9 protein-coding genes are annotated in these 13,807 nt (G+C 75.0%); all 9 read left to right on the plus strand.

Features of this window, described 5'->3' with window-relative positions; all coding sequences use genetic code 11:
* Nucleotide 1 precedes the first annotated feature (1 nt).
* The 9 genes from ATM99_RS09775 (at nt 2) to pntB (ending at nt 13,655) form a co-directional block, all read left to right on the plus strand.
* Nucleotides 2–1,609, plus strand: a complete 1,608-nt coding sequence (locus ATM99_RS09775) for a hypothetical protein (RefSeq protein ID WP_150118236.1) — start codon at nt 2–4, stop codon at nt 1,607–1,609.
* A 147-nt stretch (nt 1,610–1,756) separates the two neighbouring features.
* A complete protein-coding gene (locus tag ATM99_RS09780; RefSeq protein WP_062102748.1) occupies nt 1,757–2,884 on the plus strand; it encodes a glycosyltransferase in 1,128 nt (375 codons plus the stop codon).
* Nucleotides 2,881–4,416 (plus strand): hypothetical protein, encoded by a 1,536-nt coding sequence (locus ATM99_RS09785; RefSeq protein WP_062102742.1) that lies wholly within the window; start codon nt 2,881–2,883, stop codon nt 4,414–4,416. Before ATM99_RS09780 ends, ATM99_RS09785 begins: the two co-directional genes overlap by 4 nt.
* A 200-nt stretch (nt 4,417–4,616) precedes the next feature.
* Nucleotides 4,617–5,069 carry an adenylyltransferase/cytidyltransferase family protein gene (locus ATM99_RS09790; protein WP_150118237.1) on the plus strand — a complete coding sequence of 151 codons (453 nt, stop codon included), beginning with the start codon at nt 4,617–4,619 and terminating at the stop codon, nt 5,067–5,069.
* 187 nt (nt 5,070–5,256) lie between these two features.
* Nucleotides 5,257–8,901: a transcription-repair coupling factor gene (mfd, locus tag ATM99_RS09795; protein WP_062102743.1), complete on the plus strand. Its 3,645-nt coding sequence runs from the start codon at nt 5,257–5,259 to the stop codon at nt 8,899–8,901.
* A gap of 168 nt (nt 8,902–9,069) precedes the next feature.
* A complete protein-coding gene (locus ATM99_RS09800) occupies nt 9,070–9,642 on the plus strand; it encodes a hypothetical protein (protein ID WP_062102744.1) in 573 nt (190 codons plus the stop codon).
* Between the two features lie 4 nt (nt 9,643–9,646).
* Nucleotides 9,647–10,432 carry a MazG family protein gene (locus ATM99_RS09805; RefSeq protein WP_223304955.1) on the plus strand — a complete coding sequence of 262 codons (786 nt, stop codon included), beginning with the start codon at nt 9,647–9,649 and terminating at the stop codon, nt 10,430–10,432.
* Nucleotides 10,433–10,701: 269 nt separating this feature from the next.
* Nucleotides 10,702–12,258 carry a Re/Si-specific NAD(P)(+) transhydrogenase subunit alpha gene (locus ATM99_RS09810; RefSeq protein ID WP_062102745.1) on the plus strand — a complete coding sequence of 519 codons (1,557 nt, stop codon included), beginning with the start codon at nt 10,702–10,704 and terminating at the stop codon, nt 12,256–12,258.
* A gap of 5 nt (nt 12,259–12,263) precedes the next feature.
* Nucleotides 12,264–13,655, plus strand: coding sequence for a Re/Si-specific NAD(P)(+) transhydrogenase subunit beta (gene pntB, locus ATM99_RS09815; protein ID WP_062102751.1), 1,392 nt, complete (start codon nt 12,264–12,266; stop codon nt 13,653–13,655).
* Nucleotides 13,656–13,807 lie beyond the last annotated feature (152 nt).

Here is a 13,807-nt window from a genome sequence, read left to right on the forward strand (position 1 = left end):
GGTGACCAGGACGGACCGGCCGGGCGCGGACGTGCGCGTCGCGCCCCCTGCTGCCGCGTCGGGCGCGTCCCACGACGGGCCGCTGTGGCGGCCGGCCGCCGCGGTCGGCGTGGGGGCCACCCTGCTCGGGCTGGCGGGTGCGTCGGGGCCGTCGCTGTGGACCGACGAGGCGGCCACGGTGTCCGCCGCGACCCGGCCCTGGGGCGAGCTCGTCGCGATGGCGCGCCACCTCGACGCGGTGCACACCCTCTACTACGCGTTCATGCACGCGTGGACGGCCGTGCTCGGCACGTCGGAGCTCGCGCTGCGCTCGGCGAGCGCGCTCGCGGTCGGGCTGCTCGTCGCGGGCACGTGGGTGCTGGCGGCCCGGCTCGCGGGGCGCGGCCTGGCCTGGTGGGTCGCGCCCGTCGTGCTGCTGCTGCCGCGCGTCGCGTGGGCGGCGGTCGAGGCGCGCCCGTTCGCGTTCGCCGCGGCCGCCGCCGTGTGGGCCACGGTCCTGCTGGTCGCGGCGCTGCGGCGCGGCGGTGCCGGGCGCTGGGTCGGCTACGCGGCGCTGCTCGTCCTCGCGGTGCTGCTCAACCTCTACGCGCTCCTGGTCGTCGGCGCGCACGCGGTGAGCGTGCTGCTCGACGCGCGCTCGCGGGCCGTCGTCGCGCGGTGGGCCGTGAGCGCGGTGGCCGCGGTGACGGCGCTCGCGCCGTTCGTCGTGCTCTCGGCGGGCCAGGCCGGCCAGCTGGGGCGGCACGCGCTGTCGGTGGTCGACCTCGTGCGCAACGTCGTGGTCAACCAGTGGTTCCTCGGCGAGACCCCGACCGTGTACACGCGGGACGCGGCGGTCGCGGCGGCGGGGGCCGGCACGGACGGGTGGTGGCGGCCCGCGTCGGTGCTGCTCGCCGGGCTCGCGGTGCTGCTCGTCGCGGGGGCGCTCGCGCGCTGGGTGCGGGCGCGTCCCGTCCCCGACGAGGTGCGGGCCGTGCTGGTGTGGGCGGTGCCGTGGGTGCTGGTCCCGAGCGTCGCGGTCGCGGGGTGGGCGGTGCTCTCGCACACGTACAGCGCGCGGTACCTCACGTTCTGCGCGCCGGCGGTCGCGCTGCTGCTCGGCGCCGCGCTGCGCGCGCTGCGGCCGAGCGGCCTGCGCGTCGCGGCGGTCGTCGCGCTGCTCGCGTGCGCCGCGCCGGTCCTGGCCTCGCAGCGGGCCGAGAACGCGAAGAGCGGTGCCGACTGGCGCGAGGTGGGCGCGGTGGTCGGGGAGTCGTGCGCGCCGGGGGACGGCGTGTACTTCGCACCCCGGGCGGTGCCCGAGAGAGGGTCCGTGCGGCTCACGACGCGCGGCGTGGCCGTGGCCTACCCCGAGCCCTTCGCCGGGCTCGTCGACGTGACGCTCGACGCCGACCCGCTCGCGACCGACGACCTCGTGGGACGGTCGGTGCTCCTGCAGGGCGCCGGTGCGCGCCTCGCCGGGCTCGACCGGCTGTGCGTCGTGCGGCGGCACGACCTTCCGGACGCGGTGCGCGAGGCCGACGACGCGACGCTCGCGGCCGACGGCTGGGTCGTGCGCGACACCTGGTCCGGCACGCTCGACGAGGTCGTGGTGCTCGCACGCGGGTGACCGCGGCATCCGGGTGAAAACGGGCAAAGCCGGTCAAGTCGCACGAAATCGGGACTACGCTCCGAGACGACGAGCCGGCCCGCGGGGCCGGGCACGACGGCCCCGGGGGGACCTGTGAGCAGCGCATCGGACCACGACGGCGGCACCGTGGAGCTCACGGTGATCGTGCCGACCTTCAACGAGGCGCCCAACGTGCCCGAGCTGGTCCGCCAGCTCGGCGAGGCCCTCGTCGGTCACCGGGCCGAGGTCCTGTTCGTCGACGACTCGACCGACGAGACGCCGGACGTCGTCCGTGCGGTCGCCGCGACGGCGGCGCTGCCGGTCCGGCTCGTCCACCGCGACGACCCCGTCGGCGGGCTGTCGGGCGCCGTGCAGGAGGGGCTCGCGGCGTCGGCCGCGCCGTGGTGCGTCGTGATGGACGGCGACCTGCAGCACCCGCCGGGCCTCGTGCCGTCGCTGCTGGCGACCGCACAGACCGAGGGGGTCGACGTGGTGGTGGCGTCGCGCTACCTGGCCGACGGCAGCTCGAGCGGCCTGGCGAACGCGACGCGGCACGTGGTGTCGTCGGTGTCCACCGCCGTGACGCGCGCGATGTTCCCGGTGCGGCTCGCCGACTGCTCCGACCCGATGACCGGGTTCTTCCTCGTGCGCCGCGAGGCGGTCGACCTGCACCGGCTGCGGCCGCGCGGCTTCAAGATCCTGCTGGAGATCCTCGCGCGGCACCGCCTCGCGGTCGCCGAGATCCCGTTCGTGTTCGGCGAGCGGTTCGCCGGCGACTCCAAGGCCTCGCTCGCGCAGGGCGTCCGGTTCCTCACGCAGCTCGCGGCGCTGCGGTTCGGCCGCATGTCGCGCTTCGCGGTCATCGGCGGGTTCGGCGCGCTCGTCAACGTCGCGCTGGTCGCGGCGATGACGAGCGCCGGCGCCGCCTACCTGCTCGCGGCGGTCGTCGCGGCCGAGCTCACGATCGTCATGAACTTCCTGCTGCAGGAGCGCTTCGTCTTCCCCGACCTGCGAGCGGAGGGCAGGGGCCCCTGGCGCCGGTTCGCGCGCTCGTTCGCGTTCAACAACGTCGAGACCGCGCTGCGGCTGCCGGTGCTCGCGCTCCTGGTCAGCACGATGCACGTCACGGCCGTGCTGGCCACGGCGCTCACCCTGCTGGTCGCGTTCGTCGCCCGCTTCACGTTCCACTCGCGCGTCGTGTACCGCCCGCGGTCCCGCCGCAGCGGTCGCGAGGTCGAGCCGGTCGCCGGCCAGCTGGTCGACGAGCGCCCGTGACCCTGGTCCGGCCGGCGGTGGCCCGGACCGGTGCGGGCGCACCCCCGCAGGGCGCCGGCGCCGCGCGGCCGGTCCGTCGCGCGGCGCTCGGGCTGGGCGCGCTGGCGGTGCTCGTCGGCTTCGCGGGCGCGTGGGTGCCGTCCGCGTGGGGCGACGAGGCGGCCACGATGTCGGGTGCGTCGCGCGACCTGACGGCGCTGGCGACGCTCGCGTCCCACGTGGACGCGGTGCACGCCGCCTACTACGCGATCGCCCACGCGTGGCTCGCCGCGACCACCGACTCGGTGGTCGCGCTGCGGCTGCTCAGCTCGCTCGCGGTGGGCGCGGCCGTCGCGGGCACCGTGGTGCTCGGCGACCGGCTGGCGGGGCGGCGCGTCGGCGTCGTCGCCGGGGTCGTGCTGCTCGCGCTGCCACGCCTCACGTGGGCCGCGACCGAGGGGCGCTCGGCCGCTCTCGCGACCGCCGTCGCCGTGTGGACGACCGTCATCCTCGTGGCGGCCGTGTCGACGGGCCGCGGCCGGCTCGCCTGGCGCTGGGTCGCCTACGGCGTCCTCGTCGCCGCCGGCGCCACCCTGTGGATGCTGCTCGCGCTGCTGCCGGTCGCCCACCTCGCCGGCCTGCTGTGGTGGCGCCGATCGCCGCGCGTCCTGCTGGCCCCCGCGGTCGCGGCCGGGGTGGCGGGTCTGGCCGTCGCACCCTTCCTGCTCGCGGCGGTCGGGCAGCGGGGGCAGGTCGGCTGGATCCCGGCACCCGGGCCGCGCACCCTGCGGCAGCTGGCCCTGGACCAGTGGTTCGGCACCACGTGGTGGTCGGCGCTGCCGGTCGCGCTGGTGTGCTGGTCGCTCGTCGCGGTCGCCCTCGTCACGCACCTGCGCCGGGGGAGCGCGGGCCACGGCGTCGTCCCGCTGGCCGCCGCGTGGCTCGCCGTGCCGCCCGTCGTCGCGGTCGCGTGGTCGCTCGTCGCCGCGCCGCTGTACGTGCCGAAGTACCTCACGTTCACCGCACCGGCGCTCGCGCTGCTCGTGGCCGCCGGGCTGGACGTGCTGGTGCGGGACCGGCGGCGCCTCGTGGCGGCGGTCGCGCTCGTGGTGCTGCTGTGCGTGCCCGCGTGGGTCGAGGAGCGCACGCCGGCGGCGAAGGACCGCTCGGACTGGGGTGCGGTCGCCGCCGACGTCGCCGCCGGGGCGCGTCCGGGTGACGCGGTCGTGTTCTCCGACCTGCACGACGACGCCGGGCGCGTGCGCGTGCCGGGACGTGCCATCGCCGTGGCGTACCCGGCGGCGTTCCGTGACCTGCTCGACCCGACGCGCGACCCGGTCGCCGTGCCGCAGGGTCGGCTGTGGGACGCGTCGCTGCGCGTCGTCGACGTCGCCGACCGCCTCGCCGGGGTCGAGCGGGTGTGGTGGGTCGTCGACCACCGTGCCGACGCGCGGGGCGTGCAGCGCGACGACCTGGAGCGTCTCGGCTTCGAGGTCGTGGACGTCACGTCGCACGCGACCGCCGACGTCGTGCTGCTCGAGCGTGCGCGGTGAGGGCCGTGCCGTCGCTCGGCGAGGTCGTCGACCCGCGGCGCGGCGGGTGGACGCGGGTGCCGACGCGACCACCCGGGTGAAGATCGGACAAACAGTGCCAGAGGCGGACGTTTCACACTAATCTCTCATCCACGGGTGCCTCGCCGACGCGGCACGGGCACGCGGCCGTCGGCCGCCGGAGCACGACGTGGAGGGTCAGCGTGAGCAGAAGGATCGTCGGTTACGCACCGGGCGCCTACGACCTGTTCCACGTCGGGCACCTCAACATCCTGCGGCACGCCAAGCGACGTTGTGACTACCTCATCGCGGGGGTCGTCGCCGACGAGGTGCTCGAGGTCACCAAGGGGCGTCGCCCGCTGGTGCCGCTCGCCGAGCGCATGGAGATCGTCAGCCACATCTCGTTCGTCGACGAGGTCGTCGCTGAGACGGTCCCCGACAAGGTCGAGACCTGGCGCGGTGTCGGCTTCGACGTGATCTTCAAGGGCGACGACTGGCGCGGCACCCCCAAGGGCGACCGGCTGGAGCGGGACTTCGCAGCCGTCGGGGTCGAGGTCTTCTACTTCCCGTACACGGTGCACACGTCGAGCACCGCGCTGCGCCGGGCGATCGCGGCGCTCGACGGCGCCGGGCGGGACGTGGCCGAGGCCGGCTGACCGCACCCCCGCGTCCACGGGTGACGCAGCGGTGTCGCGCACGGTCGACGTGGCGCCCACCCCGGGCGGTGTCGGTGGGCGCTCGTAGACTGGGAGCACGACCCGGCCGACTCTCGGACCGGGTCGCTCCTGCTGCCTCCGTGCCCGCCGGCGCGTCGACGGCCACGACCGCACCCGAAGGACCCCCATGGACCTGACCGGCCTCCTGCCCGCCCTGCTCGCCGACCCCGCGGCCGCCGAGGCGCTCGCGTCCGTCCGCGCGCGCGGCGAGCTGGACGTCGTCGGCCCCGCCGGTGCGCGGCCGCCGCTGCTCGCGGCGCTCGCCGGGGCGCACCCCGGCACGGCCCCCGCCCCCGACGCGTCGACGGCCCGGCCGCTGGTCGTCGTCACCGCGACCGGGCGCGACGCCGACGAGCTCGCGGCCGCGCTGCGCTGCTACCTGCCCGACGACGACGTCGCCGTGCTGCCGAGCTGGGAGACCCTGCCGCACGAGCGCCTCAGCCCGCGCGCCGACACCGTCGCGCGGCGCCTGGCCGTGTTCCGCCGGCTCGCGCACCCCGACCCCGAGCCCGGCCCGACCGGCCCGATCCGCGTGCTCACGATGCCGGTGCGCGCGCTGCTGCAGCCGGTCGTCGCCGACCTGGGCGAGCTGCGCCCCGTCGAGGTCCGCACGGGCGACCGGATCGACCTCGACGACGTCGCGCAGCGCCTGGTCGACGCGGCGTACTCGCGCGTCGACATGGTCGAGCGGCGCGGTGAGTTCGCCGTGCGCGGCGGCATCCTCGACGTGTTCCCGCCCACCGAGGACCACCCGCTGCGCGTCGAGCTGTGGGGCGAGGACGTCGAGGAGATCCGCTGGTTCTCCGTGGCCGACCAGCGCTCGCTCGAGGTCGCCGAGCACGGCCTGTGGGCGCCCCCGTGCCGCGAGATCCTCCTCACCGACGACGTGCGCGAGCGCGCCGCCGCGCTGCGCGAGCGGCTCCCCGGGGCGCTGGACATGCTCGACAAGCTCGCCGAGGGCATCGCGGTCGAGGGCATGGAGTCGCTCGCACCCGCGCTGGTCGAGCGCATGGTGCCGGTGCTCGACCTCGTGCCGGACCGCTCGCTGCTGGTCGTCGTCGACCCCGAGCGCGTGCGCCGCCGTGCGCACGACCTGGTGGCGACGACGCAGGAGTTCCTCGAGGCCGCGTGGACGTCCGCCGCTGCCGGTGCGGCCACGCCGCTGGACCTGTCGGCCGCGTCGTTCGCGTCCTTCGCCGAGGTGCGGGCGCTCGCCGCCGTGCGCGGCCTGGGGTGGTGGACGCTGTCGGGCTTCACGCTCGACGCCGACGCCGTCACGGGCGACGCCCCCGTGCACGACGCGCCGACCGCGGCACCCGACGTGCGCACGCTCGTGCTCGCGGCGCGCGAGGTCGAGCGGTACCGCGGCGACGTCGCGCGCGCGGTCGCCGACGTGCGTCGGCTGCAGCAGGACGGCTGGCGGCTCGTGCTCGCCACCGAGGGCCACGGCCCCGCGCAGCGCATGGTCGAGCAGCTGCGGTCGGCCGACGTGCCCGCACGCCTGGTCCCGGGGCTCGACGACGAGCCCGAGGGCGGCGTCGTGCTGGTCGTGCCCGCGCCCGTCGGGCCCGGGTTCGTCCACGAGGGGCTGCGCGTCGCGCTGTTCAGCGAGTCCGACCTGACCGGCCGTGCGGGCTCCAGCACGCGCGACATGCGGCGCATGCCCAGCCGGCGGCGCAACGTCGTCGACCCCCTGCAGCTTCGCCCCGGCGACTTCGTGGTGCACGAGCAGCACGGGGTCGGCCGGTTCGTCGAGCTGGTGCAGCGCACGATCGGCACGGGCGCGTCGGCCGCGACCCGCGAGTACCTGGTCGTCGAGTACTCGTCGTCCAAGCGCGGGCAGCCCGGCGACCGGCTGTTCGTGCCGACCGACCAGCTCGACCAGGTGACCAAGTACGTCGGCGGCGAGGCGCCCACGCTCAACCGCATGGGCGGGTCCGACTGGCAGAAGACCAAGGGCCGGGCGCGCAAGGCCGTCAAGGAGATCGCCGCCGAGCTGATCCGCCTGTACTCGGCGCGCATGGCCACGCCCGGGCACGCGTTCGGCGCGGACACCCCCTGGCAGCACGAGCTCGAGGACGCGTTCGCGTACGTCGAGACGCCCGACCAGCTCGCGACGATCGACGAGGTCAAGGCCGACATGGAGAAGACGGTCCCGATGGACCGCCTGATCTGCGGCGACGTCGGCTACGGCAAGACCGAGATCGCGGTGCGCGCGGCGTTCAAGGCCGTGCAGGACGGCAAGCAGGTCGCGGTCCTGGTGCCGACGACCCTGCTGGTCCAGCAGCACTACGACACGTTCGCCGAGCGGTACGCGCCGTACCCGGTGACGGTCAAGGCGCTGTCGCGGTTCCAGACGCCGAAGGAGTCGAAGGAGATCGTCGAGGGTCTCTCCGACGGGTCGGTCGACGTCGTCATCGGCACGCACCGGCTGATCACGGGTGACGTGCGGTTCAAGGACCTCGGGCTCGTCATCATCGACGAGGAGCAGCGGTTCGGCGTCGAGCACAAGGAGACGCTCAAGGCGCTGCGCGCGAACGTCGACGTGCTCGCGATGAGCGCGACCCCGATCCCGCGGACGCTCGAGATGGCCGTCACGGGCATCCGCGAGATGTCGACGCTCGCGACCCCGCCCGAGGAGCGCCACCCCGTGCTCACGTTCGTGGGGCCGTACGAGGAGAAGCAGATCTCCGCCGCGATCCGGCGCGAGCTGCTCCGCGAGGGGCAGGTCTTCTACGTGCACAACAAGGTCGAGTCGATCGAGCGCACGGCGTCGCGGCTCAACGAGCTCGTGCCCGAGGCCCGCATCGCGGTCGCGCACGGCAAGATGGGCGAGCACCAGCTCGAGCAGGTCATCGTCGACTTCTGGGAGAAGAAGTTCGACGTGCTGGTCTGCACGACGATCGTCGAGACGGGCCTGGACATCTCCAACGCCAACACGCTGATCCTCGAGCGCGCGGACCGGCTGGGGCTCTCGCAGCTGCACCAGCTGCGCGGCCGGGTCGGGCGCGGCCGGGAGCGCGCGTACGCGTACTTCCTGTACCCGCCCGAGGTGCCGCTCACCGAGACCGCGCACGACCGGCTGCAGACCATCGCGGCGCACACCGACCTCGGCGCCGGCATGGCGGTCGCGATGAAGGACCTCGAGATCCGTGGCGCCGGCAACCTGCTGGGCGGTGAGCAGTCCGGGCACATCGAGGGCGTCGGGTTCGACCTGTACATCCGCATGGTCGGCGAGGCCGTCGCGTCGTTCCGCGGCGAGGAGCCCGAGGAGCAGCCCGACGTCACGATCGAGCTGCCCGTCGACGCGCACATCCCGCACGACTACATCGCCCACGAGCGGCTGCGCCTCGAGGCCTACCGCAAGATCGCGGCGGCGCTCGACGAGGCGACGCTGCGCGAGATCCGGGCCGAGCTGACCGACCGGTACGGCGCCGTGCCCGCGGCCGTCGACAACCTGTTCGAGGTCGCGGAGTTCCGGCTGCACGTGCGGGCCGCAGGCATCGCGGACGTCACGGCGCAGGGCAAGTTCGTGCGGTTCGCGCCGGTCGAGCTGCCCGAGTCGGCGCAGCTGCGGCTCAAGCGCCTGTACCCGGGGTCGGTCGTCAAGCCCGCGGTGCGCAGCGTGCTCGTGCCGTTCCCGACGACCGCGCGCATCGGCGGCAGGCCGCTGCACGGGCGCGAGGTCATGACGTGGGCGCGGCAGTTCATCGACGCGGTCGTGCGCGGTGACGTGGCCGCGGCCGCGTCGGTGGGCACGACGGGACGGTGACGCGCCCGGGCGGCGACGGGCGAGACGACCCGCACCCGGTGACGCCGGGCGCCACGCCCGGCGTCGCGGCGGGCGGCCGGTTCGGGCCTACGATGGCGGACGACACCCACGGAACGTGAGCAGGAGGCCCTGGTGGCGGTGCGACGGACGCGAGGACGCGGACGGCTGATGGCGGGAGCGGTCGCGGCGGTGGCGCTGCTCGCGGGGTGCACGGGGCAGCCCGGCGCCGCCGCGGTCGTGGACGGGCGGACGATCTCGACGGCCGAGCTCGCGACCGCCGCCGAGCAGCTCAAGCCGATCTTCAACGGCGGCGGGGCGAACGACGTCCTCGGCGTCCTGATCAACGAGCCGTTCGCGACGCAGGTCGCGTCCGAGCACGGCATCGGCGTGAACGACGACGAGGCGCGGGGCCTGCTGCGCACGGCCATGACGCAGGCGGTCGGCGAGGCCGCGGCGGACGACGTCGAGTTCGGTGAGGGGGCGCTCGCGGTCGCGCGGTACTCGCTCGCGATCAGCGGCATGCGGGACGCCCCTGGTGGCGACGCCGCGTTCCAGGAGTACCAGGAGAAGGTCAGCGCCGCGGACGTCGAAGTGAACCCCCGGTTCGGCGCCTACGCGCCGGAGACCGGGGTCACCGCCGCGACGCCGCCGTCGTGGGTCGTGCCGGAGGGTGGCCGTGACGCCGCCGCGGCACCCGCGGACGGCAGCGCGCCGGCGCCGGACCCGTCGCCGACGTCCTGACGCCGTGACGTCCGACGCGCAGGTCCCCACCGGTGGCGACGGCGGGCGGGGCGCCGCGGCGCCGGCTCCTGCGCACGCGGGCGCTGCCGCGCAGGTCGAGGCGCTCGCGCGTGCCGTCGCGGTCATGGACCGGCTGCGGTCGGCGGGAGGCTGCCCGTGGATCGGCGAGCAGACGCACGTCTCCCTGATGCCGTACGTGGTCGACGAGGCGCACGAGCTCGTCGAGGCCGTCGAGGCCGGGGACCGCGAGGGGATGCGCGAGGAGCTCGGGGACGTCCTGCAGCAGGTGCTGTTCCACGCGCGGGTCGCCGCCGAGCACCCCGACGACCCGTTCGACCTCGTCGACGTCGCCGACGTGCTCGTCGCGAAGCTCGTGCGGCGGACGCCGCACGTGTTCGCTGCGGACGGCGAGGGCGCGGGCGTGACCGGCGCCGAGCTGGACGCCGACGCCGTGCACGACCGTTACGAGAAGCTCAAGCGGGCCGAGAAGGCGTCGCGCACGTCGGCGCTCGACGGTGTGCCGCTGTCGGTCGGTGCGGTCGCGCGCGCCCAGAAGCTCGTGTCGCGCGCCGACCGTGCGGGTCTGCTGCCCGCGGCACCCCTGCCGGAAGTCTCCGACGACCGCGTGCGGGTCGTCGAGGGTGCTGGGTCTGACGACGCGGCGCTCGGGGAACTGCTGCTCGCGCTCGTCGCGACGGCGCACCGGCGGGGCGTCGACGCCGAGGGGGCGCTGCGCCGTGCGACGGCCGCCTGGGAGTCCTCGGCCCGGGCGGCCGAGACCCGGCCCTGACGGTGCCGGGCCGGCGGCGTCGCGGCCCGCGCGACCTGACCGGGTCGTGCGCTCGTCCGAGCTCGGCGACCGGCGGGGCGCCGGTGCGCGCCGGCGGTGTCTCGGGGGGTGAGACCGCCGGTGCCATTCCGGGTCGTCCGACGACTTCGATGGCACGGGTAACCGCATTCCGGGCCAAAGGTCCGAGCCTGTCCGCGCCGCGTCCGACCAGGATGGGCGCGTGAGCGGGACCCACGTCCTGCTCCCGTCACCGTCGAAGGAGAGCACGCATGAGGATCGGCGTCCCGCGCGAGCAGCGCCCGGGTGAGCGGCTCGTCGCCGCCACGCCCCGGACCGTCGCCAAGCTCCGCGACCTGGGCTACGAGGTCGTCGTCGAGCGGGACGCGGGCGCCGCCGCGACGTTCGCGGACGAGGCGTACGAGGCCGCAGGCGCCCGCGTCGCGGACCGCGACGAGGTCCTGGCCAGCGACGTCGTCACGGCCGTCCACCTGCCGTCCGACGTCGGCGCGATGCGCGCGGGCTCGACGCTCGTCGCGACCATGGCGCCGTTCGCCGACCCCGACCTGCCCGCGCGGCTCGCCGCGCACGGCGTCACGGCCCTCGCGCTCGACGCGGTGCCGCGCATCTCGCGCGCGCAGGCCCTCGACGTGCTCTCGACGCTCTCCAACGTCGCCGGGTACCGCGCGGTCATCGAGGCCGCCGAGGAGTTCGGCGGCATGTTCACCGGGCAGGTCACCGCGGCCGGCAAGACCCCGCCCGCCAACGTGTTCGTCATCGGCGCGGGCGTGGCGGGCCTCGCGGCGCTCGGGACCGCGAGCAGCCTCGGCGCGCAGGTCCGCGCGTTCGACGTGCGGCCCGAGGTCGGCGAGCAGATCGAGTCGATGGGCGCGACGTTCGTGCAGGCCGAGGGCGCGAGCCAGGAGGTCTCGACCGACGGCTACGCGCGCGAGCTCACGGCCGAGCAGGAGCGACTCACGGCGCAGATGTACGCCGAGCAGACCGCGTGGGCCAACGTCGTCGTCACGACGGCGCTCGTGCGCGGGCAGGCGCCGCGGACGATCACCAAGGAGATGGTCGCCGCGATGGCGCCCGGCTCCGTGATCGTCGACCTGGCGGCCTCGGGCGGCGGCAACTGCGAGCTCACCGTGCCCGGCGAGCGCGTCGTGTCCGACAACGGCGTGGTCGTGCTGGGCTGGACCGACCTGCCGAGCCGCATGCCGCAGCACACGTCGCAGCTGTTCGGCACCAACGTCGTGCACCTGCTCGCGCTGCTCACGCCCGGCAAGGACGGCGAGCTCGTGCTCGACCTCGACGACCCCGTGCAGCGCGGCATGACGGTGACCACGGGCGGCGACGTCACGTGGCCGCCGCCGCCCGTCGCGGTCTCCGCCGCGCCGGCCGCCACGCCGGTCGCCCCGGTCGAGACGCCCGAGGAGCTCGCGGCGAAGAAGGCCGCCGCCGCGGCGGCCGCGCAGCGGCGCTCGCAGCGCAACGGCGTCCTCGCGGCCCTCGGTGCGGTGCTGACCGTGCTCGCCCTGACGGTCGCGCCGGCCTCGTTCCTCGGCCACGCGACGGTGTTCGCGCTCGCGGTGGTCGTCGGCTACTACGTCATCTCGAACGTCAGCCACTCGCTGCATACGCCGCTCATGGCCACGACCAACGCCATCAGCGGGATCATCCTGGTCGGAGCGCTGCTGCAGATCGGGCACGAGTCCTGGGTGGTCAGCACGCTCGCGTTCGTCGCGGCCACGGTCGCGGCGATCAACATCTTCGGCGGGTTCCTCGTCGCGTACCGCATGATCCACATGTTCCGGAAGGAGGCGTGACGGTCGTGCTCACGTCGCTGGCCCAGGCCGTCTACCTCATCGCCGCGATCCTGTTCGTGCTGTCCCTCGCGGGGCTCAGCAAGCAGGAGACCGCGCGGCGCGGCAACTTCTACGGCATGGCGGGCATGGGGCTCGCGCTGCTCGCGACGGTCGCGCTCGCGGCCGAGCGCTCCGAGCGGCCCGTCGCCGTCACGCTCCTGCTCATCGCGATGGCGCTGACCCTGGGTGCGCTGGTCGGGACGGCGCGGGCGCGGCGCGTCGAGATGACGCAGATGCCCGAGATGATCGCGGTGCTGCACTCGTTCGTCGGCCTCGCGGCCGTGCTCGTCGGCTACAACTCGTTCCTCACCGAGGCGCCCGACGCGCTGCACCTGGTCGAGGTGTTCCTCGGTGTGCTCATCGGCGCCGTGACGTTCACGGGCTCGGTCGTCGCGTTCCTCAAGCTGTCGGCGCGCATGAAGAGCGCCCCGCTCATGCTGCCCGGCCGCAACTGGCTCAACCTGGGGGCGCTCGTCGCGTCCGCGGGCCTCCTGGCGTGGTTCCTCGCGTCGCCGACGCTGCTGCCGCTCGTGCTCATGACGGTCGTCGCCCTCGCGCTCGGCTGGCACCTCGTCGCCTCGATCGGCGGCGGCGACATGCCCGTCGTGGTGTCGATGCTCAACTCGTACTCGGGCTGGGCCGCCGCGGCCGCGGGCTTCATGCTGAGCAACGACCTGCTCATCATCGTCGGCGCCCTCGTCGGCTCCTCGGGCGCGATCCTGTCGTTCATCATGTGCACGGCCATGAACCGGTCGTTCGTGTCCGTCATCCTCGGCGGCTTCGGCGCCGAGGGCGGCACGGTCGCGGCCGTCGACCGGGACTACGGCGAGCACCGCGAGGTGAAGGCCGGGGAGGTCGCCGAGATGCTGCGGGAGGCGCGCAGCGTCGTCATCGCGCCCGGGTACGGCATGGCCGTCGCCAAGGCGCAGTACCCGGTGGCCGAGCTCGTCGCCAAGCTGCGCGCGCAGGGCACCGACGTGCGGTTCGCCGTCCACCCCGTCGCCGGGCGCCTGCCCGGGCACATGAACGTGCTGCTGGCCGAGGCCAAGGTGCCGTACGACATCGTGCTCGAGATGGACGAGATCAACGACGAGCTCGGCGACGTCGACGTCGTCCTCGTGATCGGCGCGAACGACACCGTCAACCCGGCCGCGCTCGACGACCCGTCGTCCCCGATCGCGGGCATGCCGGTGCTCGAGGTGTGGAAGGCCAGGCAGGTGGTCGTGTTCAAGCGGTCGATGGCCACGGGCTACGCGGGCGTGCAGAACCCGCTGTTCTTCCGCGAGAACACCGCGATGCTCTTCGGCGACGCGAAGGACCAGGTCGAGCAGATCGTCGCGCCGCTCGCCGTCGGCTGACGCACCACGAGCGCACGCGTACGCCGTCGCGGCGGGCCGGGAAACGTTTCACAGGCTGACCCGGCCCGTCGTGCCGCCCTAGCGTCGCGGCGGGCCGCCACCCGGCGGCCCTCCCGTGCGTGAAGGAGCGTCCGCATGCCGTCCGCCGGCCC

The sequence above is a fragment of the Cellulomonas sp. B6 genome (assembly GCF_001462455.1).
GTDB lineage: Bacteria > Actinomycetota > Actinomycetes > Actinomycetales > Cellulomonadaceae > Cellulomonas.

Bases quoted from the DNA above. Each gene is read 5' to 3' on its own strand.
- ATM99_RS09810 (WP_062102745.1), top strand. From the start codon at position 10,702: ATGAGGATCGGCGTCCCGCGCGAGCAGCGCCCGGGTGAGCGGCTCGTC.
- ATM99_RS09800 (WP_062102744.1), top strand. From the start codon at position 9,070: ATGGCGGGAGCGGTCGCGGCGGTGGCGCTGCTCGCGGGGTGCACGGGG.
- mfd (WP_062102743.1), top strand. From the start codon at position 5,257: ATGGACCTGACCGGCCTCCTGCCCGCCCTGCTCGCCGACCCCGCGGCC.